At 74.2% G+C, this 19702-nt stretch carries 19 protein-coding genes; 14 read left to right on the forward strand and 5 right to left on the reverse strand.

Annotation, left to right across the window (positions count from 1 at the left end; genetic code table 11):
* Nucleotides 1–42 precede the first annotated feature (42 nt).
* The 6 genes from ACQPXD_RS36835 (at nucleotide 43) to ACQPXD_RS36860 (ending at nucleotide 6890) form a co-directional block, all read left to right on the forward strand.
* Entirely contained in the window at nucleotides 43–1257 is a 1215-nt protein-coding gene (locus ACQPXD_RS36835; protein WP_432826290.1) for a CaiB/BaiF CoA transferase family protein, read from the forward strand.
* The gene (locus tag ACQPXD_RS36840) at nucleotides 1254–2885 is read left to right on the forward strand and encodes a CocE/NonD family hydrolase (RefSeq protein WP_432826292.1); all 1632 of its coding nucleotides are present in this window, start codon (nucleotides 1254–1256) and stop codon (nucleotides 2883–2885) included. Before ACQPXD_RS36835 ends, ACQPXD_RS36840 begins: the two co-directional genes overlap by 4 nt.
* Nucleotides 2882–3424, forward strand: coding sequence for a MaoC family dehydratase (locus tag ACQPXD_RS36845; RefSeq protein WP_432826294.1), 543 nt, complete (start codon nucleotides 2882–2884; stop codon nucleotides 3422–3424). Before ACQPXD_RS36840 ends, ACQPXD_RS36845 begins: the two co-directional genes overlap by 4 nt.
* Complete coding sequence (locus ACQPXD_RS36850; RefSeq protein WP_432826296.1) at nucleotides 3417–4220, forward strand: HpcH/HpaI aldolase/citrate lyase family protein; 804 nt, start codon at nucleotides 3417–3419, stop codon at nucleotides 4218–4220. The genes ACQPXD_RS36845 and ACQPXD_RS36850 overlap by 8 nt, the downstream gene beginning before the upstream one ends.
* A gap of 383 nt (nucleotides 4221–4603) precedes the next feature.
* A complete protein-coding gene (locus ACQPXD_RS36855) occupies nucleotides 4604–5386 on the forward strand; it encodes a BtpA/SgcQ family protein (RefSeq protein WP_432826298.1) in 783 nt (260 codons plus the stop codon).
* A 19-nt stretch (nucleotides 5387–5405) separates the two neighbouring features.
* Nucleotides 5406–6890 (forward strand): FGGY-family carbohydrate kinase, encoded by a 1485-nt coding sequence (locus tag ACQPXD_RS36860; protein ID WP_432826300.1) that lies wholly within the window; start codon nucleotides 5406–5408, stop codon nucleotides 6888–6890.
* 6 nt (nucleotides 6891–6896) lie between these two features.
* On the opposite strand, the gene ACQPXD_RS36865 is transcribed toward ACQPXD_RS36860, so the two are convergent.
* The 5 genes from ACQPXD_RS36865 to ACQPXD_RS36885 all read right to left on the reverse strand — a co-directional run bounded on the left by ACQPXD_RS36865 (nucleotide 6897) and on the right by ACQPXD_RS36885 (nucleotide 11536).
* Entirely contained in the window at nucleotides 6897–7907 is a 1011-nt protein-coding gene (locus ACQPXD_RS36865) for a LacI family DNA-binding transcriptional regulator (protein WP_432826302.1), read from the reverse strand.
* Between the two features lie 26 nt (nucleotides 7908–7933).
* A complete protein-coding gene (locus ACQPXD_RS36870) occupies nucleotides 7934–8722 on the reverse strand; it encodes an SDR family NAD(P)-dependent oxidoreductase (protein WP_432826304.1) in 789 nt (262 codons plus the stop codon).
* Between the two features lie 37 nt (nucleotides 8723–8759).
* On the reverse strand, nucleotides 8760–9596 hold the full coding sequence (locus ACQPXD_RS36875) for an arylamine N-acetyltransferase (protein ID WP_432826306.1): 837 nt from the start codon (nucleotides 9594–9596) through the stop codon (nucleotides 8760–8762).
* 18 nt (nucleotides 9597–9614) lie between these two features.
* A complete protein-coding gene (locus ACQPXD_RS36880) occupies nucleotides 9615–10139 on the reverse strand; it encodes an aromatic-ring-hydroxylating dioxygenase subunit beta (protein WP_432826308.1) in 525 nt (174 codons plus the stop codon).
* Nucleotides 10140–10252: 113 nt separating this feature from the next.
* Entirely contained in the window at nucleotides 10253–11536 is a 1284-nt protein-coding gene (locus ACQPXD_RS36885; RefSeq protein WP_432826310.1) for an aromatic ring-hydroxylating oxygenase subunit alpha, read from the reverse strand.
* Between the two features lie 246 nt (nucleotides 11537–11782).
* On the opposite strand from ACQPXD_RS36885, the gene ACQPXD_RS36890 reads away from it, so the two are divergent.
* The 8 genes from ACQPXD_RS36890 (at nucleotide 11783) to ACQPXD_RS36925 (ending at nucleotide 19690) form a co-directional block, all read left to right on the forward strand.
* The gene (locus ACQPXD_RS36890) at nucleotides 11783–13204 is read left to right on the forward strand and encodes an amidase (protein WP_432826312.1); all 1422 of its coding nucleotides are present in this window, start codon (nucleotides 11783–11785) and stop codon (nucleotides 13202–13204) included.
* On the forward strand, nucleotides 13201–13383 hold the full coding sequence (locus ACQPXD_RS36895; protein ID WP_432826314.1) for a hypothetical protein: 183 nt from the start codon (nucleotides 13201–13203) through the stop codon (nucleotides 13381–13383). The genes ACQPXD_RS36890 and ACQPXD_RS36895 overlap by 4 nt, the downstream gene beginning before the upstream one ends.
* Nucleotides 13383–14993 carry a gamma-glutamyltransferase family protein gene (locus tag ACQPXD_RS36900; RefSeq protein ID WP_432826316.1) on the forward strand — a complete coding sequence of 537 codons (1611 nt, stop codon included), beginning with the start codon at nucleotides 13383–13385 and terminating at the stop codon, nucleotides 14991–14993. Before ACQPXD_RS36895 ends, ACQPXD_RS36900 begins: the two co-directional genes overlap by 1 nt.
* Nucleotides 14993–15727, forward strand: a complete 735-nt coding sequence (locus ACQPXD_RS36905) for a cysteine hydrolase family protein (protein ID WP_432826318.1) — start codon at nucleotides 14993–14995, stop codon at nucleotides 15725–15727. The genes ACQPXD_RS36900 and ACQPXD_RS36905 overlap by 1 nt, the downstream gene beginning before the upstream one ends.
* A 132-nt stretch (nucleotides 15728–15859) precedes the next feature.
* A complete protein-coding gene (locus tag ACQPXD_RS36910; RefSeq protein WP_432826320.1) occupies nucleotides 15860–16816 on the forward strand; it encodes an ABC transporter permease in 957 nt (318 codons plus the stop codon).
* Nucleotides 16813–17691, forward strand: coding sequence for an ABC transporter permease (locus tag ACQPXD_RS36915; RefSeq protein WP_432826322.1), 879 nt, complete (start codon nucleotides 16813–16815; stop codon nucleotides 17689–17691). Before ACQPXD_RS36910 ends, ACQPXD_RS36915 begins: the two co-directional genes overlap by 4 nt.
* Nucleotides 17691–18740, forward strand: a complete 1050-nt coding sequence (locus ACQPXD_RS36920; protein ID WP_432826324.1) for an ABC transporter ATP-binding protein — start codon at nucleotides 17691–17693, stop codon at nucleotides 18738–18740. Before ACQPXD_RS36915 ends, ACQPXD_RS36920 begins: the two co-directional genes overlap by 1 nt.
* Nucleotides 18737–19690 (forward strand): ABC transporter ATP-binding protein, encoded by a 954-nt coding sequence (locus ACQPXD_RS36925; protein ID WP_432826326.1) that lies wholly within the window; start codon nucleotides 18737–18739, stop codon nucleotides 19688–19690. The genes ACQPXD_RS36920 and ACQPXD_RS36925 overlap by 4 nt, the downstream gene beginning before the upstream one ends.
* Nucleotides 19691–19702: the final 12 nt, after the last annotated feature.

Consider the following 19702-nt stretch of genomic DNA (forward strand, 5'->3'; position numbering starts at 1 on the left):
CGCTGAAGCGTACGATCGTTCCGTACTAGCGACGGAGGACCTATGACCTTTCGCCTCGAACCACAACTATCCCACGCGCTCAGTGGGGTGCGGGTTGTCGACCTGACCCGGAATCTCGCCGGCCCCTTCTGCACCATGCTGCTGGCGGACCTGGGCGCCGATGTGATCAAGATCGAGCGGCCGGGCACGGGCGACGACACGCGCGGATGGCAGCCGCCGTCGTGGAACGGCGAGAGCGCCACGTTCCTCTCGGCCAACCGCAACAAACGCAGCATCGCGGTCGACCTGAACCGGCCCGAGGGACAGGACCTGGTTCGGCGCCTGCTTCGAGGGGCCGACGTCCTTGTCGAGAGCTTCCGTCCCGGTTCGCTGCGCCAGCGCGGGTTGGACGCCCAGACGCTGCGGACGGCGGCCCCGCGCCTGATCTACTGCTCCATCAGCGCCTACGGTGATCGGGGACCCAAGCGCCACCGACCCGGCTACGACCCGGTCCTGCAGGCCGACACCGGGATCATGGACCTGACGGGGTACCCCGAGGAGCCTCCCGCGCGGGTCGGCATCGGAGCCATCGACCTCGGCGCCGCGCTGTGGGCTTCGATCGGCATCCAGGCAGCGCTCATGCAGCGCGACGCCACCGGTGCGGGCTCCCACATTCAGACCAGCCTGTTCGAGACCGCGACCTGGTGGATGAGCTACCACCTGGTGGGCTACCTCGCGACCGGGCAACCGCCCGGCCGGCAAGGCACGGGTACCCCGTTCATCGCGCCCTACGAGACCTTCCCCACCGCCGACGGCGATCTCCTGGTCGCCGCCGCCAACGACGGCCTGTTCGCCGGCTTGATCGCCGAGCTCGGGCTGCCCGCCATCGGCGGCGACGCCCGATTCGCGACCAATCCCGCACGGGTACGCCACCGCGGCGAACTGCGCGCCCTGCTCGCGCCCGCTTTCCTGCTGCGTACCGCGGCCGCGTGGGAGCGGCTGCTGACCAAGCGTGGCATCCCGTGCAGCCGCGTGCGGACCGTGGCCGACCTGGCGGCCGACCCCCAGCTCGACGCCCTCGGCATGCTGGTCCCCTACCCGCATCCCGCCGTTCCCGGCCTGCGCCTCGTACCCGTGCCGGTCAGCCTCGACGGCGGGCGTGGCGCGACCCGGAACCCGCCGCCGCGGCTCGGTGAGCACACCGACGCCGTCCTCGACGAACTGGACATCGATGCGGCCACCCGAGACCGGTGGCGCCGGCAAGGAGTGGTCGCATGACCGCGGCAGACACGATCGACGACGAGCTCCGGGCGGCCGCCGAGCATGCGATGGGCGGTCTCGGCGAGCACAACGTGCTGCACGAGACGGCCGAGGTCAGCACCCGCGACGGGACTGCGCTCAGCACCGACGTCTTCCACCCGGCCGGCGCGGAGCGGGGCCCGGCCATCCTGATGCGGACGCCCTACGGCCGCGGCAACTGGCACAACGACGGCGTCTACTGGGCCTCCCACGGCTACCGCCTCGTGCTCCAGGACTGCCGGGGCACCAGTTCCTACTTCGCCGAGGCCGGCGACGGCGCCGACACGGCGGCCTGGATCGAGCGCGCCCCCTGGTTCGACGGGTCCCTGTTCCTGCACGGCGCCAGCTACCTCGGGTTCACCGCCTGGGCAACGGCTTCGAACCGCCCGGCATCGCTGCGCGCCATGTCGGTGCAGATCTACAGCGCCGACCGCGTCTCCTCCTGGTACCCCGGCGGAACATTCGGCCTCGACATCGCGCTCCCCTGGTCGGCGAGCCAGGCCAGCGCGGAGGACAAGCCGGAACGGCGTGCCCTGACCGCCGCCTCGCCCACCGAAGGGATCGACGCCGCGTTCAATCACCTCCCCCTCCAGGAGGCCGACGTCGCGCTCGGCGGCGCCGTCATCCCGTTCTACCGCGAGCGCCTGCGCTACGGCGGCGACGACCCCCACTGGGCCCCGCTCAACTTCAGCGACCTGCTGTCCGGCCTCGACGTGCCCGTTCTGCTCATCGACGGCTGGTACGACTACCACCGCCGCTACATGTGGCAGGACTACCAGACGCTGCGGTCCCGGCCACACGCCGATACCCGCCTGGTGATGGGCCCCTGGTTCCACATCGGAACGGATCCGCACGTGGTCAACGAGGAGACGCGGCGCTGGTTCGACCGCCACCGGCACGCCGTCCCCGCGGACGCGAAGCTCTCCGTGCGGCTCTACGTCACCCCGGATCGCGGCTGGGTCGAGGCGCCGGGGTGGCCGCCGGCCGGCTCCACATCCACCACCCTGTACCTGAGCGCGGGCCGGGCCGCCGCCTCCGTAGCCGATGCGGACGCGGCGGCCGACACCTACACCTACGACCCGGGCGACCCCACGCCATCGGTCGGGATCTCCAGCTTCGGCGGCCCGGACGCGGCCCTGCCCACCGACAACCGTGCCCTCGAGGCCCGGCCCGACGTGCTCGTCTACACCGCCGAGGCGTTCGACCAGGCGGTCACGATCGTGGGGGCGGTACGAGCGCGGCTCTTCGTCAACTCCACCGAGCCCACCGCCGACTTCTTCGTCCGCATCACCGACGTCCACCCGGACGGGACCAGCATGAACGTCGTCGACGGCATCACTCGCATCCCGCACACGCCGCGGCTGGCCGGGGACGAGCCCGTCGAGATCGAGGTCGACCTCGGTCCCGTCGCGCACCGGATCGACGCCGGCCACGCCATCCGGATCCAGGTCTCCAGCGGCGCCCACCCGATGTACGCGCGCAACCCGGGCGGCACCGAGTCGCCCGCGACGACCATGCGACTGTTCCCCGCCACCCAGACGGTGCACCTGGGCGGCGACCGCGCTTCGAGAGTCCTCCTCGACCTCTACACCGAGGAGAACCCGTGAGCAGCACACCGGTCCGGAACCAGCCGCCGGAGCGGCCCAGGGTCGAGCAACGCGGGCTCTGGTTCGACGAGCTCGACCTCGGGGTCACCTACGAGCACCGCCCCGGCCGCACCATGACCGAGTACGACAACGTCTTGTTCAGCACCCTGTCGATGAACCCGCAAGCCCTCCACCTCGATGCGGCCTACAGCGCGACCCAGCCCTTCGGGCGGCAACTGATCAACAGCATGTTCACGCTGGCCACCCTGGTCGGACTCTCCGTCGCCCACCTCACCCGCGGCACCATCGTGGCCAACCTCGGGTTCAGCGACGTCCGGTTCCCCGCCCCGATGTTCCACGGAGACACCCTCTACGGCGAAAGCATTGTCGTGGACAGGCGAGTCTCCCGCTCCCGCCCCGGGGCCGGCGTCGTGACCCTCGAGCACACCGGCCGCAACCAGCACGGAACGGTGGTGGCGGTCGCGACACGACAGGTCATGATGCTGCGATCGCCCGCCGCACGGCCGGTCGCTCCCGGAGGCGAGGGAGCCGATGCCTGAGGGAGTCGCCTGGCTGTTCTGCCCGGCCAACAAACCCGGCCGGTTCGCCAAGGCGGCCGACCGCGCCGACGTGGTGATCCTCGACCTCGAGGACGCCGTCGGCCCCGGCGACCGCCCCGCGGCCCGACGGGCCCTCGCCGAACAGCGACTCGACCCGGACCGGACGGTGGTGCGGATCAACCCGGCCGGATCGCCGGATCACGACCTCGACCTTGCCGCCCTCAACGAGACGTCCTACACCACGGTGATGCTCGCGAAGACCGAGTCGGCCGCCGACGCGCGGGCTCTGGCGCCGCTGCGGGTTGTGGCGCTGTGCGAGACTCCCGCGGGGGTACGCAACGCCGGCGCGATCGCGGCCACCGGCAACGTGGAGGCCCTGATGTGGGGCGCCGAAGACCTCATCGCGGCCCTCGGCGGCACCTCCAGCCGGTTCCCGGGCGGACGCTACCGGGACGTCGCGCGCCACGCCCGCAGCAGCGTGCTGCTCGCGGCCGGCGCCGCGGGCAAGCTCGCCATCGACGCGGTCTACCTCGACATCCCCGACCTCGACGGACTGAACGACGAGTCGATCGATGCGGCCGCGAGCGGCTTCGGTGCCAAGGCCTGCATCCATCCCAGCCAGGTACCGATCGTCCGTGCCGCCTACGCCCCCACCAGCGAAGAGCTGCACTGGGCCAACCGCGTGCTCGCCGCATCGGCGTCCGGCGGCGACGCCTTCACCCTCGACGGCCGGATGATCGACGAACCCGTCCTGCGCCAGGCCCGACGCATCCTCGCCCGGGCCGTCGTCCGCTAGCACCCCTCGGGCGTTGCACGCCGGCCAGCACAGCGCAGCGACCGAAGATCGGCGCGGGGCGGGCGGACGTATTTCTCCGTGATCATGATGCCCGCGGTGGCCGCACCGCGGGTTTGCCATGATCCCGGAGACTTTCGGTACACGGGGGTACATCAACATTCCGTGATCATGAAAAACCGTTGGTGTCGATGCCGGGTTGCGCATGATCACGGAGACTTTCATCCGCCCCGGCCGCGCGGCGGCGGCAGGCTGCCACCCGATGGTTTCCGGCGGATCAACAATCTCGGCGAAGGGGCCACAACGGTCAGTCGTGCGTTGCCAAAGGTTCGTCGTGGCCGGTAGCGTCCGCCTCGGAGAAAAACGTTTTTGGTGGGAGTTGCCGAATGTTCGATCGCAAGCCCGTCGTGGCGATGGTGCACTTTCCGCCGCTGCCCGGCACGCCGGACTACGACGCGGCCGCAGGCGTCGCGGGGATCTACGACGCGGTGGCCCGCGACCTCGAGTACCTCCTGGTCGACGGGATCGACGCCGTGATGTTCTGCAACGAGGGCGACCGGCCCTACCAGCTGCGGGCCGGCTCGGAGATCGTCGCCGCGATGGCGTTCGTGATCGGGCGGGTGACGCCGCTGGACCGGCCGTTCGGGGTGAACGTGCTGTGGGATCCGCGCGCCACGCTGGGCCTGGCCGCCGGCACGGGCGCCGCGTTCATGCGGGAGGTGGTCACCGGCGCGTACGAGTCCGACATGGGACTCTGGCAGCCCGGCGCCGGACAGCTGGGCCGGGATCGCCGCTACCTCGACGCGCGGGACGTGGAGCTGTGGTTCAACATCACGCCGGAGTACGCCGCGCGGCTGTCCGCCCGGCCGCTGGGCATGGTGGCCCGTTCGGTGGTGCAGAGCAGCATGCCCGAGGTGATCCTGGTGTCGGGCCCGATGGCCGGGGTGCAGCCGGACGTCTCCGCGGTCGCCGAGGCGAAGGAGGCGGTCGGCGCGCGGCAGCGGGTGTACGTCAACACGGGGGTCAAGGCCGCTACCGTCGCGGGCTTCCTCGGCGTCGCCGACGGCGTCATCGTCGGCAGCGACCTGAAAGTGGACGGCAACACGTGGAACGCGGTGGACCCGGACCGGGTCGCCCGCTTCGTCGACGCCGCGGCCGCGGCGCGCTGATCGCGGACCGTCAGCGCCTATGCCCGCGTACACGATCGGCATCGACCTCGGTACCACCGCCACCAAGACCGTGCTGGTCGACGGGTCGGGGGCCGTGGTCGCCGGCGCCGCCCGCGCCGCCCGGGTGGACTCGCCCGCACCGGGCCACGCCGAGATGGACCCGCATCAGTGGTGGTCGCACGTGGCCGAGACCGTCGCCGAGGTCCTCGCCGCCGCCGGGTCCGACGGGCGTGACGTCGCCGGCATCGGCGTGAGCGGCATGGTACCGACGCTCGTCGCGGTGGACGCGGGCCTGCGGGTGCTGCATCCCTCGATCCAGCAGAACGACGCGCGGGCGGTCGCGGAGATCGACGAGCTCGCCCGGGCGGTGCCGGACGCGCTCGCCCGCACCGGCAGCGCCGTCACGGCGCAGAGCATCGGGCCGAAGTGGCACTGGCTGGCGCGGCACCGCCCGCGGGTCGCCGCGGACTGTGTGACGCTGCTCGGCTCGTACGGCTGGGTGATCGCGCGGCTGACCGGCGAGCGGGTGGCCGACGAGAACTGGGCGCTGGAGAGCGGGCTGGCCGGCTACGACAGCGGATGGCAGGCGGACATCTGCGCCGCGGCCGGCCTGGACCCCGCGCTGCTGCCGCCGATCCGCCCCAGCGGCGCTGTCGTCGGGTCGCTGCGCGCCGACGTCGCGGCGCAGCTGGGACTGCCGGCCGGCGTACCGGTCACCGCCGGCTACGCCGACCACGTGGTGTCGGCCTTCGCCGCCGGCCTGCTCGCGCCCGGCGACACCCTGCTCAAGCTCGGCGGTGCCGGGGACATCCTCGCGGTGAGCGCGGCGCCGGTGTTCGACCCGCGCCTGTACCTCGACCGCCATCCGCTGCCCGGCTACTGGATGCCCAACGGGTGCATGGCCACCTCCGGCGCGACGCTGCGGTGGTTCCAGCGGGAGCTGGCCGGCGGCCGGGCTCTCGGCGCGCTGGACGCCGACGCCGACGCGGTGGGGCCGGGTGCGGGCGGCGTGCTGGCGCTGCCCTACTTCCTCGGCGAGAAGACGCCGGTCATGGACCCGCTGGCCCGCGGCGCCTTCGTCGGGCTGCACCTGGGGCACACCCGGGCGCACCTCTACCGGGCCCTGGTGGAGGCGGTCGCGTTCGGCTTCGCCCACCACGTCGAGGTGTTCGCCGAACGGGGCATCGCCGTGGACGAGGTCCGGGTGACCAACGGCGGCTCCCGCTCCGCGCTGTGGAAGCAGACCCTCGCCGACACGCTGGATCGTCCGCTCGGCTCGATCGCCGCGCACCCCGGGTCGAGCTGGGGTGCCGCGCTGCTCACCGCGGGCGCCGTCGGGCTGCTGGATCCGGCCGAGGCGGTGCGCCGGCTGGCCCGGGTGGACGAGGTCTTCGCGCCGAGTCCGGCGGCGCACCGCGTGCTGCGCGCGCACTACGAGCGCTACGGCGCGCTGCGCGAAGCCCTGGCCCCGATCTCCCACGACCTGGCCGCGCAGGCCTGGTAGCCGGCGTCAGGCGCGGCGGGTGCTGTCGCGCTCCAGGAGCTCGACCGGGAGCACGATCTCGCGCGGGGACGCCTCCATCGTGACCATCTGCAGCAGCAGCCGGGCCGCCTCGGCGCCGATCTGCTGCGACTGCTGCGCGACGGTGGTCAGCGACGGGCGCACCAGCGCTCCCCAGGCGATCCCGTCGAAGCCGCAGACCAGCACGTCGTCCGGGACCGCCCGGCCGGCGGCGGCGAGACCCTCCAGGGCGCCGACCGCCTGCAGGTCGTCGGCGGCGAAGATCGCGTCGATGCGCGCGTCGCGGCGCAGCAGCTCCGCCGTGGCGCTCTGACCGCCCTCGATGGTGTACGGCGCGTGGATGACGCGCTCGGCGGGCAGGCTCCGGCCGGCGGCGCGCAGTCCGGCGCCGTAGCCCTTCCGCCGCTCGTTCGAGGTCGGCAGCGTCTCCGGCCCGGTGATCATCGCGCAGCGCCGCGCGCCGCGGGCGGTCAGGTGGGCGGCGGCCAGCCGGCCTCCGGCGACGTTGTCCGAGAAGACCCCGCCGGTGCCGGCGACGCGGATGCGCTCGTCGCAGATGACCATCTGCACGTCGTTGTCCACAAGGGACTGGATCTGCGTCATGCGGCTGCCGGTGTTGGAGGTCGGAAAGAACAGGATCCCGTCCGAGGCGGTGGCCAGCCGGCGCAGGTAGTTGTCCTCGCGGTCCTCGTCAAGCTCGGTGTTGCCGAGATAGACCGACCAGCCCAGGGCGTTGGCCGCGGTCTCCGCGCCGTGGGCGATCTCGGCGAAGAACGGGTTGGTGACGTCGGGGACCACCAAGCCGATCGCGTGGTGAACCCCGGTGCGCAGCGAGTGGGCCGCGGTGTTGGGGCGGTAGCCCAGTTGCTGAGCGGCGTCCTGGATGCGCTGCCGGGTCACCTGGGAGACGACCCGCTGCCCGGACAGGGCGTTGCTGACGGTCGACACGCTGACGCCGGCCAGCTCAGCGACGTCACGGATGGTTACCACGCTGCGCATCAATGGCTCCTTCGACCGTGCCGATCCTAGTCCATGAACGCCCCGCCGTTGACGGCCAACGCCTCGCCGGTGATGAAGGCGGCGTCGGCGCCGCAGAGGAAGGCGACCGCGCGGGCCACGTCCACGGGCTGCTCCAGCCGGCCGAGCGGGGTGTCGGCGATCATCGCGGCGCGCACCGCGGCCTCGTCGGTGCCGCGCAGCCCGGCCTCCCAGACCAGCTCGCGGTCCTGCATGCCGGTGCTGACGTAGCCGGGGCACACGGCGTTGACCCGCAGGCCGGACGGGCCCAGCTCGTACGCCATCGCCTGGGTCAGCCCGACCACCGCGAACTTCGAGGCGACGTAATGCGCGAGGTAGGGCACCCGCCCCTGCTTGCCGGCCATGCTCGCGACGTTGACGATGACCCCGGGGCGGCGCAGCCGCGCCGCGGCGACCTGCCCGCAGATGAACACCCCGGTGGCGTTGACGTCGAGATTGTGCTGCCAGTCGGCGAGCGGGATGTCGCCGAAGCGGTGCATCGAGGAGACCCCGGCGTTGGAGACCCAGACGTCCAGCGGCCCCAGCGCGGCCTCGGCACCGTCGGCGGCCTCCCGCACCGACGCCGCGTCGCGCACGTCGCAGGCCAGCGGCACCGCGGTTCCGCCCTCGTCGCGGATGGCCTTGGCCACCCCGGCGGCGAGGCCGCCGTCGATGTCGGTGACGGTGACCGCGGCACCGCGAGCGGCGAGCTCGCGGGCGATGGCGGCGCCGATGCCGGATCCGGCGCCGGTGACGAGGGCGTGGCGGGCCGCGAACGGCGGCGAAGAGGCGGACACAGGGCTCCAATCGGTGGTGCGTCGTCGGGGTGGGTGGTCACAGGAACGCGGGGCCCGCCGCGCGGTCGGCGGGCAGCGCCGCGAGCACCGCCGGCGCCAGGCCGAAGCGCGCCGCGAGCAGCGCGTCCCGCTCCCGCGCGGGCACCGGCGTGGTCCGCACCGCGCCGGTGGCGTCGACGCTGACCAGCTTGCCCCGGCCGTAGGAGTCGATGCCGCCGTCCCGGTTGCGGCGCACGAAGAGCTGGTCGTTGAACAGGCTGTACCCGCGGGTGCGCTCGTGCCAGGCCCGCACCCGCTCCGGCGCCACCTCGGCCAGGCTGATCTCGCAGCCGACGAAGTCGCCGCGGTGGTGCCCGGGCAGCCACTCGACGACCCAGGTGTCCGCGCCGGAGCGCCGGGCGCGCACCGGGTGCAGCGGATCGTCGTGCCGGACGGGCGCGTCGGCCAGGCGCAGCGGGGTCTCGAAGAGCATCGAGCTGTCCACCAGGTACACCTCGCCGTCCAGCGTGACCGCGGTGCTGGCGTGGTTGGGCCGCACCCCCGGGTCGGTGAGCATCACGCCGGTCACCAGCCGGGCCGCGAACCCGTACCAGCGGGCCAGCGCGACCAGCCCGTAGGTGCTCGCCCAACAGGTGCCGCCGGTACCCCCGGCGAGGAAGTCGCGCAGGAAGCGCCCGGCGTCGCTGCCGGGCACCTCGCCGCGCCCGCCCGCGGCGAAGAACAGCCGTTTGCGGACGTTGTCGAACGGAACCGTGCGGCACCAGGCCCGGTACAGCAGGCCGAGCCCGTCGAGGCCGGCCGGCAGGCGTGCGGGCAGCGCCAGGCGGGCCGCGATTCGCGACAGGTCCGCCTCGTCGGCGTCGAACAGGGACATCGGGCTCCTTGCGCCGGTTCAGAAGGCGAACGCGATATTGCCGACGGGCTTGTCGCAGTTGAGCAGCAGGACCGTCTTGCGGCGGATGCGCCAGGCGCCCGCGACCGGCACCAGGTGGTGCTCGACCCGGGCGATCCAATGCCGCATCCGGTCGTCGCGCAGCTCGGCCAGGTTCAGCGTGGACTGGACCAGCCGGACGCCGTCGAGCTCCCAAGCCTCCACATTGGACACCTGCCGCACCGTGCGCGACGGCGGCGACTGGGCATGCAGGTACGCGGACTTGAGCCACACCACCCGGTCGGTGAGCCGGCGCCGGTCCTCGTAGGAGATCGCGAGCTGCTCGTCGGCGCCCCGGTCCGGGTCGGTGGGCACCCAGTGCAGGCAGTCGTCGGTGTACAGCTCCAGCCATTCGTCGAAACGCCGCTCCTCCAGCAGCCGCGCCTCGTAGGCGAGCAGGCAGGCGCACTCCCAGGCCAGCGCCGGGTCGGTGACGGGGCCGAGGCCGCGGGTGAGCACCGTGCCGGGCCCGAGCCGGGTTTCCATATTTGCGGGGCCCGGGTCCGCGTCACTCGCCGACCGTTCCTCCCGGACGACTCGCTCGGCGCTGGCGCGCCTCCCTGCGACTCCGCGGTGCCAAGAACCGCCTGGCGGCGTGCTCATGCCGGCACGAGGGCGGTGTCGGCCGACATCTGCCGCTGCCAGAGCCGCCAGTACGAGCGGATCGGCGCCTCGTCGGTGACCCGCACGGTCGTCCCGCCGTCCGCGCGCGGCTCCGCTCGCTCGCCGGTGCTGCCCCGGGAGATGTCGTTCCACTCCATCTCGGCGGCGGCGTAGCCGTGCTGCGCCCGTTCCCACATCTCGATGTCGTCGGGCTCGCCGAAGTTGACGAAGTCCTCGCAGAAGCGCAGCCGCAGCCAGTTCACCTCGGCCGGCACGCCGTCGAGGGTCACCGCGTGCTCGTGCATGACGCTGCGCTGCGGGCTCAACGGCTGCAGGGTGGTCACGAAGTTCGCGTTCACCAGCAGGTTGGGAAAGACCGAGAGGTTCATCCCGCCCGGCGGGGCGAGCTCCAGCCAGCGCTCCGCCTCGTCGCCGTAGCGCTCCCGCAGCGCGGCGACCGCGGCCTCGACGCCCGGCACCGGCTTGGCGTGCGACCACAGCCCGCCGCCGAGGCTCGGGCGCTGGTCGAGCAACGCGTGGCCGTTGCCGTAGTCGTACGTGCGCATCGGCAGGTCGTCCGGGTCGCCGTCGAAGTGTGACAGCGAGAGACCTTCCCGGTGCCGGTTGGCGACCTCCAGCAGCGAGCGGTGGGTGAACGCCGGGTGGTAGCCGTCCGCGGCGTTGTCCCACACCACCTTCCAGTTCGCCTCGACCAGCACCCGCCGGGCGCCGTGGCGCAGCCGGATGCGGCCGGTCGGCGAGCGGGCGCTCCACTCGGCCAGTGCGTCGGCGGCCGGGCCGAGGTACTCCGGCAGCGGCTGCGGATCCGCGGCGAGGGTGCCGAAGATGAAGCCGTGGCTGCGTTCGACCCGCAGCTTGCCCAGGCCGAGCGCGCTCTTGTCCAGTGCGTCGCCGTACCCGCGCGGATAGGGAACGCCGGTCAGTTCGCCGGTGTTGCGGTAGGTCCAGCCGTGGTATTCGCAGCGGAACGAGGTGGCGCTGCCGCAGTCGCGGGTGGCCAGGGTGACCGCGCGGTGGCGGCATCGGTTGAGCAACGCGTGCACCGCGCCGTCCCGGCCGCGGGTGACCAGCAGCGGCCGGGTGCCCAGCCAGGACCGCACGAACGTGTCCGGCTCGGGCAGCTGGCTGTCGTGCGCCAGGTAGACCCAGCCCGCGCCGTAGACCCGGTCCAGCTCCAGCGCGAAGATCCCCGGGTCCACGTAGGCCAGCCGGTGCACCCGGGTCGCCTCGACCAGCCGGGCCGGGTTGAGTTGCGTCATGCCGCCGCCTTACGGGAGGTACAAAAACGATTCGCTCAGGACGACAGCCTGAGTCGGCCGAGCCGTGCTGTCAACGGCGCGCCGGTGCGGGATGAGGCTTTGCGCCGACTATGTCCGGTGCCGGAACGGTGCTGTAACGCAGAGTTGACCCCGCGGAGATTGACGTCGCGCGGTCGCGGCGCGAGATTCAGCGAAACGTTTTTGGTACCCCTCCGCCGCAGCGCGGCGCAGGAAGGGACGGCTCAAGTGGGCAACGAGACGGACGCGGCGCCGTACCGGACGATCACCGGCGCGGCGGCCGCGCTGCGGGACGGCGAGATCAGCAGCGTCGAGCTGACCGAGGCATTCCTGGCCCGCATCGATCGGCACAACGACGCGGTCCGGGCCCTCGTCGAGGTCTACCCGCGGCAGGCGCTCGCCGCCGCCGCACGGGCCGATGCCGACCGGGCCGCCGGGGTGGTGCGCTCGCCGCTGCAGGGCGTCCCGATCGCGGTCAAGGACGTCATCGCCGTCGAGGAGGGCCCCACCCGAGGCGGCGGCAACGCCTGGTCGCCGCGGTGGCATCCCGGCGACGCCCTCGCCGTGGCCCGCCTGCGCGCCGCCGGCGCGATCGTCCTGGGCAAGTCCCTCACCATGGAGTTCGCCTGCGGCATGCCCGACGAACGCGACGGTACGCCGGTCAGCGCGAACCCCTGGAACCTCGCCAACTGGGCCGGCGGATCGAGCTCGGGCGCGGGCGCCGGGCTCGCCGCCGGCCTGTTCCTCGGCGGCCTGGGTACCGACACCGGCGGCAGCATCCGCTGTCCCGCCGCCTGGTGCGGGGTCAGCGGGATCAAGCCCAGCTACGGGCTGGTGCCCACCGAGGGCATGATCCCGTGGGCGTTCACCCTGGACCACCTCGGCCCGCTGGCCCGCTCCGCCGCCGACTGCGCGCTGCTGCTGGAGACGCTCGCCGACGGCCTGCCGGCCCCGGCCGGCCACGCCGAGCGGGCGCCCGGTGACCTCACCGGGCTGCGGATCGGCGTCGAGCGCGCCCACCACCTGACCTCCGAGGTGGTCGAGCCCGCCGTGCGGCAGCGCTTCGACGAGGCGCTCGCCGTGCTCGCCGACGCCGGTGCGCGGCTGAGCGAGGTGGAGCTGCCGCTGTACGACACCGCGGCCGAGGCGGCCATGCTCATCACGCCGGTGGAGGGGTACAGCTACCACCGGGAGAACCTGCGCGAGCGATGGAGCGACTACGGCCGCCAGACCCGGCTGCAGATCGCCGCGGGCGCGGTCATCGGCGCCGCCGACTACGTGCAGGCCCGCCGGGTGGCGGTGCTCGCCCAGCGGCGCCTCGCCGCCCTGTTCGCCGGCGTGGATCTCATCGTCATGCCGACCACCGCCACCGGCGCGCCCCCGATCGCCGCTCTCTACGGGGCGGACCTGCGCCACCTCATCACCTCGACCATCTACACGCCCTACTGGGACGTGGTCGGCAACCCCGCCCTGTCGGTACCGATGGGGCTCAACGCGGCCGGGCTACCGCTGGGCCTGCAGATCGCGGGCGCCCACGGGGCCGACGCCCTGGTCCTGCACGCCGGCGCGGCCTTCCAGGCGCGCACCGACCACCACCTCGCCGTGCCGCCGCTGCGCCCGGCGCCGAGCAGCGCGGCGGTGCCGGCATGAACGCGCCGGACGTCGTGCGGGCCGGCGTCGCCGAGCAGCTCGCCGCGCAGGGGCTGCCCTGCTCGGCCGAGGAGATCGACGAACTCACGCAGACCATGCTCTCGATGCGCGAGCGGGCGGCGCTGTGCGACCGCGCGCTCGCCGGGGAACCCGACAGCGATCTCGCGGGCGGGCACTGATGCCGGTGCCGTCCGCCGAGATCCCGGCCACGCCGACCTTCCACGCCCGCCGGGCGATGGTGACCACCACGGATCACCTCGCCACCGGCGCCGGCGTGGCGGCGCTGCGGGCCGGTGGCAGCGCCGCCGACGCGGCCGTCGCCGCCGCGGCGGTGCTCGCGGTCACCTCTCCGGAGAAGTGCGGCCTCGGCGGCGACCTCTTCGCCCTCGTGCACCGCGACGGCGAGGAGCGGCCGGCGGCGCTCAACGCCTCCGGGCGGGCCGGCTCGGGCGCCGACGCGCAACGGATGCGGGCCGAGGGGCACCGCAGCATGCCGATGCGCGGCGACATCCGCACCGTGACCGTGCCGGGCTGCGTGGACGGCTGGCTGGCCCTGCACGGACGCTTCGGGCGGCTCCCCCTGGCGGAGGTCTTCGGCCCGGCGGTGGAACTGGCCGAGGCGGGCTTCCCGATGTCGGCCACCCTGGCCCGGGCGATGGGCGAGCTCGACGAGACCGGCGACCTGCGGCACGCGCCGGCGGCGCTGCGGGAGGCGCCGCGGCGGGCCGGCACGCTGCTGCGCCGCCCCGGCCACGCGCAAACACTGCGGGCCATCGCGGCGCACGGCCGCGACGCCTTCTACGGCGGTACCTTCGGCGAAGGACTGCTCGCCCTGGGTGCCGGACTGTTCAGCCCGGCCGACCTGGCCCGCGGCCAGGCGGACTGGGTGGAGCCGCTGGGCGTGACGGTGTGGGGCGCGCGGCTGTGGAGCGTGCCGCCGAACTCCCAGGGCTACCTCACGCTGCTCGGCGCCGCCGTCGCGGCCAGGCTGCCGCTGCCCGCCGACCCCGACGAGGCGGCCTGGGCGCACCTGCTGGTCGAGGCGGCGGTGGCGGCCGGCCACGACCGGCCGTCGGTCCTGCACGAGCACGCCGACGTCGGCCCGCTGCTCGCCGACGCCGAGGTCGCCCGCCGGGCCGGGCTGGTCGACGCGCACCGCCGCGCGCCGATCGGGCTGCGCGCCGCCGCCGGCGACACCACGCAGCTGTGCGTGATCGACGGCGACCGGCTGGGCGTCTCGCTGATCCAGTCCAACGCGGCCAACTTCGGCTCCACCGTCTTCGAGCCGTCCACCGGCATCGAGCTGCACAACCGCGGGGTCGGCTTCAGCCTGCGCCCGGGGGACCCGGCCGAGTGGGGCCCGGGCCGCCGCCCGCCGCACACCCTCTCCCCCGCGCTGCTGACCCGCCCGGGCGGCGGGCTGCGCGCGGTCCTCGGCTCCGCCGGCGGCGACGCGCAGCCGCACGTGACCCTGCAGCTGCTGGCCCGGCTGCTGCACGCCGGGCAGACCCCGGGCGAGGCGGTCGGCGCGCCGCGCTTCCGCCTCGGCGCGCCGACCGGCACCGGCTTCGACACGTGGGAGCACCCGCAGGGCACCACCGTGCTGCTGGAGCGGGGCGCCCCGGCCGGCTGGACCGGCGGGCTCACCGCCCGCGGCCACGCCGTGCGGGTGCTGCCGGTCGCCGAGGCGTACGCCGGCCACGCCCACCTGCTCGAGGTGGGCGCCGACGGCGTGCTCGCCGGCGCCACCGAACCCCGCGCCGGCAACGGCGCGGTCGGGGGTCTGTGATGACGGCGGCCGGCACCGGGACGGTCGACCTGACCGGGTCGCGCCCGCCCGGCCGCGTGGTCCGGCTGGCCACCGAGCCGGAGCCGATCCGGGTCGACCTCGCCCGCAGCGCGCTGCTGGTGATCGACATGAGCAACGACTGCGCCCATCCCGAGGGCTGGGCGGGCGTGTACGGCGGCGACATACGCCCGGCCGCCGGACTGGTGGCGCCGATCGCCGCCACCTCCGCCGCGCTGCGTGGCGCCGGAGCCCGGGTCATCTGGGTGAACTGGGCCGTGCGCTCCGACGCGGCGAACCTGCCCGCGGGGCTGCGCCGCGCCTACCGGCGGGCCGGGGGCGGCGGGCTCGGCGCACCGGTCGCCGGGCGCGGCCATCCCGCGATGGGGCGCGGCGGCTGGGGCGCCCGGGTGCTCGACGCGCTGCCGGTCGGCGCTGCCGACATCGTCGTCGGCAAGCACCGGGTCAGCGGCTTCTTCGACACCGAACTCGACGGCGTGCTCCGCGCCCAGGACATCGGCGTGCTGTTCTTCGCCGGGGTCAACACCGACCAGTGCGTGCTCGCCACCCTGGTCGACGCGGCCTGCCTGGGCTACGAGTGCGTCCTGCTGACCGACTGCACCGCGACCACGTCGCCCGGCTACTGCCGCCGGGCGGCCCTGCACAACGTGCGCGAGTGCTACGGCCACCTCGGCCTCGGCCGCGACCTGCGCGCCGCGATCGGGGGCGAGCCATGAGACCTGGCGGCGTCGCGCGTTACGCGCTGTTCACCGACCCGGCACGGCGCCGATAAACCCCGATGGTCGCATGACCTCGTTGAAAAAACGTTATATCAACCACTTCACCAGGCATTCCGGGAAGGGAGACCGATGATCGGCTACCTGTCGCGCCGGGTCGCGCTGGCCCTGCCCATCCTGCTCGGCGTCTCCCTGCTCGTGTTCGCGCTGCTGCAGCTGGCCCCGGGCAGCCCGGTGGACTCGCTCGTCGGGCCGTACGCCACCACCGAGGACAAGGCGGAGCTGTCCGCCGCGCTCGGGCTGGACCGGCCGCTGCCGCTGCAGTACCTGAGCTGGCTCGGCGACGTGCTGCGCGGCGATCTCGGCCAGTCGATCTCCAAGCAGACCCCGGTGGCCGGGCTGCTGCTGCCGGCGCTGCTCAACACGCTGCTGCTGGCCGCCTTCGCCGCGGCGGTGGCCATCCTGCTCGGCGCCGGCGTGGGGGTGCTGTGGGCCCGCACCCGCCACCCGTGGGTGCGCCACCTCGCCGAGGGCATCGCCACCACCGCCTCGGCGATGCCGCAGTACGTGCTGGGTCTCGGCCTGGTGGCGCTGGCCGCACAGGTGCTCACCTGGTTCCCGGTCTCGGGAAAGAGCAGTCCGTCCGGCGCCGGTGCCGGTGGCGCCGGGGACGTACTGCGGCACCTGATCCTGCCCGGGTTCACCGCGTCGCTGGTGATGCTCGGCATCGTCGCCCGCATGGTCCGCGTCTCGCTCGCCGACGTGCTGGCGCAGCCGTGGGTGCAGACCATGACGGCGCGCGGGCTGCGGCCCCGGCGGGTGCTGCGCCACACCGTGCGCAACGCGCTCCCGCCGGTGCTGACCATCGTCGGGCTCCAGTTCGGCTACCTGGTCGGCGGCGTACTCTTCGTGGAGATCATCTTCTCCTGGCCGGGCCTGGGCACCCGCCTCTACGAGGCGATCAGCGCCCGCGACTATCCCGTCATCGAAGGTGGGGTACTGCTCGGCGCCGCCGGTTTCGTCCTCATCAACATCCTGGTCGACCTGGCCAGCGCCGCGATCGACCCGAGGCTGCGGAGCGCGACGTGAGCGCGGCCGAACGAGCCTCCGCCGCCGAACCCGCCGCGCCGGCCCGGGGCGGGCTGCTGCGCCGGCTGCGCCCGAGCCGGCTGGCGGCGGCCGGCTTCCTGCTCGCGGTGATGCTGGTGGCGCTGCTCGCGCCGATCCTGCCGCTCGCCGACCCCACCGCGGGCAACGTGAGCGAACGGCTGCTCGGCCTCGGCGCGCCCGGCCACCCGCTCGGCACGGACCGGCTCGGCCGCGACATCCTCAGCCGGATGGTCTGGGGCGCCCGGGTCTCGCTGCCGGCCGGCCTCGTGCCGGTGCTGGTGGGCAGCCTGCTGGGCACCGGCCTCGGCGTCGTCGCCGGCCTCGGCCCGCACTGGCTGCGCACCCTCGTCATGCGGTTCCTGGACATCTTCTTCGCCTTCCCGGCGCTGCTGCTGGCGATCGTGATCGCGGCGACGTTCCGGGCCGGGCTGCTCATCGTGCTCATCGCCATCACCGTGATCGTCGTCCCGCCGGTGGCGCGCGTCGCCGAGACCGAGACGATACGGGTGCGGCACAGCGAGTTCGTCGTCGTCGCCCGCGCGTCCGGCGCGACCTGGCCGACCGTCGCCCTGCGGCACGTGCTGCGCAACGTCGGCCCGGCCGTCATCGTCTACAGCACCTCGCTGGTCGGGCTGGCCATCGTCTACTCCGCCGGGCTGAGCTTCCTCGGCCTCGGCGTGGCACCCCCCACGGCCGACTGGGGCGGGATGGTCAACGAGCTGCGCGGCCTGGTCTTCCGGGCGCCGGCGCTGGCGCTGCTGCCGGCGGTACCCATCTTCGCCGTCTCGATCGCCTTCACCGTGCTCGGCAACGGCCTGCGCGACGCGCTCTCGGTGGAATCGGAGGTGCGCTGATGCCCGGCGCGGCACCACCCGACCTGCTGCGGCTGCAGCGGCTGTCGGTCGCCTTCGCCCACGGCCCGCACCGGGTCCGGCCGGTGCGCGACGTGTCCTTCGCGATCGCGCCCGGCGGCACCCGGGTGATCCTGGGCGAGAGCGGCAGCGGCAAGTCGGTGACCATCCGCACCATCCTCGGCCTGCACGAACACGCGCACGGCGCGGGGGGCGCCGAGGTGAGCGGCGAGCGCGTCTTCGACGGCCGAGACCTGGGCGCGCTGAGCGCCGCGCAGTGGCGCGAGGTGCGCGGGCGCGGGCTGGGGTTCGTGCCACAGAACCCGCGCCACGCCTTCGATCCCACCCGCCGCATCGGCGCGCAGCTCGGCGAGGCGCTGCGCGAGCACGGCATCGCCCGTGGGCGCCCCGCCGCGACCGCCCGCGCCGCCGAACTGCTCGGCCAGGCCGGCATCCCCGATCCGGCCGGCGCCCTGCGCGCCTACCCGCACGAGCTGTCCGGCGGGCTGTGCCAGCGGGCGGCGATCGCGATGGCCGTGGCCTGCGGGCCGAAGCTCCTGCTCGCCGACGAGCCGACCACCGCGCTGGACATGACGGTCCAGGCGCAGATCCTCGACCTGTTCCGCACCCTGCAGCGGCGCTCGGGCATGAGCCTGCTGCTGGTCACGCACGACGTCGGCGTGGCGATGGACCTGGGCGGCGAGGTCAGCGTGATGTACGCCGGCCGGATCGTGGAGGAGGGGCCGGCCGCGCAGGTGCTCGGCGATCCCCGCCACCCCTACGTGCGGGCCCTGCTGCGGGCCCAGCCCACCCCGGACAGCGTCCGCGGCGGCCTGGCGGCGATCGCGGGGCTGCCCCCGGCACCGACCGACCCGGAGCCGCCCGGCTGCGCCTACGCCCCCCGCTGCGACCGCGCCGTCGCCGGCTGCCGCGAGCACCGCCCACCGCTGCTCCCGGCCGGACCCGGCCGCGCCGTGGCCTGCCCGGTCCCGCCCCGGCCGGTGCCCGCATCGGCCGAGGTCGACGTCCCGCACGATCGGGAGGTCGTATGAGCGAGCCGGTCCTGCGGGTGACCGACCTGGTCAAGACCTACCCGAGCGGTGTGCGGGCGGTCGACGGGGTCAGCCTCACCGTCCCGGCGGGCGGCACGCTCGGCCTGGTCGGCGAGTCCGGCTGCGGAAAGTCCACCGTGGCCCGGTCCGTCCTGCGCCTGGTCGAGGCCGACGCCGGGCAGATCCTGTTCGAGGGCCGGGACCTGCGCACCCTGCGCGGCCGGGCGTTGCGCGAGGCCCGGTCGCGGGTGCAACTGGTCCCGCAGCACCCGGACAACTCGCTCAACCCGCGGATGACCATCGGCGAGTCGATCGAGTTCAACCTCCTCGTGCACGGCTGGCGCGGCCCGGCCCGGCGGGACCGGGTGGCGCGGATGCTCGACGCGGTCGGGCTGCCGGCGGCGCTGGCCTCCCGCTATCCCCACCAGATCTCCGGCGGGCAGGCGCAGCGGGTGGCCATCGCCCGGGCGCTGGCCACCCGGCCGTCGCTGATCATCTGCGACGAACCGGTGTCCGCGCTGGACAAGAGCGTGCAGGCGCAGGTGCTGAACCTGCTGTCCGAGCTGCAGCGCGACGTCGGCGTGGCGCTGCTGTTCATCTCGCACGACCTCGCCGTGGTGGAGCACATGGCCGACACCGTGGCGGTGATGTACCTCGGCCGCGTGGTCGAGGAGGCCGCGGCGGGCCACCTGTGGCGCGGCGCCCGCCACCCCTACACGCAGGCGCTGCTGTCGGCGGTGCCCGGCGGCGGCCGCACCCGGATCGTGCTGACCGGGGAGCCGCCCAGCCCCCGGCGGCGGCCGCCCGGCTGCGCCTTCGCCGCGCGCTGCCCCGCCGTCCACGCGGCATGTTCCACGACCGACCCGGCGCCGGTCCTGGTCGCGCCCGATCACCGGGCGGCCTGCCTGCTGGTGACGGCCGCGCACAACGGCGGCCGCGAACCGGCGTAGCGGCGCCGGCCG

This window comes from Dactylosporangium sp. CA-092794, assembly GCF_050948465.1.
GTDB lineage: Bacteria > Actinomycetota > Actinomycetes > Mycobacteriales > Micromonosporaceae > Dactylosporangium.

What these genes read in the sequence shown, in the direction of transcription:
- ACQPXD_RS36910 (WP_432826320.1), top strand. Translation starts at nt 15,860, where the DNA reads ATGATCGGCTACCTGTCGCGCCGGGTCGCGCTGGCCCTGCCCATCCTG.
- ACQPXD_RS36860 (WP_432826300.1), top strand. Translation starts at nt 5,406, where the DNA reads ATGCCCGCGTACACGATCGGCATCGACCTCGGTACCACCGCCACCAAG.
- ACQPXD_RS36895 (WP_432826314.1), top strand. Translation starts at nt 13,201, where the DNA reads ATGAACGCGCCGGACGTCGTGCGGGCCGGCGTCGCCGAGCAGCTCGCC.
- ACQPXD_RS36865 (WP_432826302.1), bottom strand. Translation starts at nt 7,907, where the DNA reads ATGCGCAGCGTGGTAACCATCCGTGACGTCGCTGAGCTGGCCGGCGTC.
- ACQPXD_RS36875 (WP_432826306.1), bottom strand. Translation starts at nt 9,596, where the DNA reads ATGTCCCTGTTCGACGCCGACGAGGCGGACCTGTCGCGAATCGCGGCC.
- ACQPXD_RS36855 (WP_432826298.1), top strand. Translation starts at nt 4,604, where the DNA reads ATGTTCGATCGCAAGCCCGTCGTGGCGATGGTGCACTTTCCGCCGCTG.
- ACQPXD_RS36850 (WP_432826296.1), top strand. Translation starts at nt 3,417, where the DNA reads ATGCCTGAGGGAGTCGCCTGGCTGTTCTGCCCGGCCAACAAACCCGGC.
- ACQPXD_RS36885 (WP_432826310.1), bottom strand. Translation starts at nt 11,536, where the DNA reads ATGACGCAACTCAACCCGGCCCGGCTGGTCGAGGCGACCCGGGTGCAC.
- ACQPXD_RS36900 (WP_432826316.1), top strand. Translation starts at nt 13,383, where the DNA reads ATGCCGGTGCCGTCCGCCGAGATCCCGGCCACGCCGACCTTCCACGCC.
- ACQPXD_RS36840 (WP_432826292.1), top strand. Translation starts at nt 1,254, where the DNA reads ATGACCGCGGCAGACACGATCGACGACGAGCTCCGGGCGGCCGCCGAG.
- ACQPXD_RS36925 (WP_432826326.1), top strand. Translation starts at nt 18,737, where the DNA reads ATGAGCGAGCCGGTCCTGCGGGTGACCGACCTGGTCAAGACCTACCCG.
- ACQPXD_RS36920 (WP_432826324.1), top strand. Translation starts at nt 17,691, where the DNA reads ATGCCCGGCGCGGCACCACCCGACCTGCTGCGGCTGCAGCGGCTGTCG.
- ACQPXD_RS36905 (WP_432826318.1), top strand. Translation starts at nt 14,993, where the DNA reads ATGACGGCGGCCGGCACCGGGACGGTCGACCTGACCGGGTCGCGCCCG.
- ACQPXD_RS36835 (WP_432826290.1), top strand. Translation starts at nt 43, where the DNA reads ATGACCTTTCGCCTCGAACCACAACTATCCCACGCGCTCAGTGGGGTG.
- ACQPXD_RS36880 (WP_432826308.1), bottom strand. Translation starts at nt 10,139, where the DNA reads ATGGAAACCCGGCTCGGGCCCGGCACGGTGCTCACCCGCGGCCTCGGC.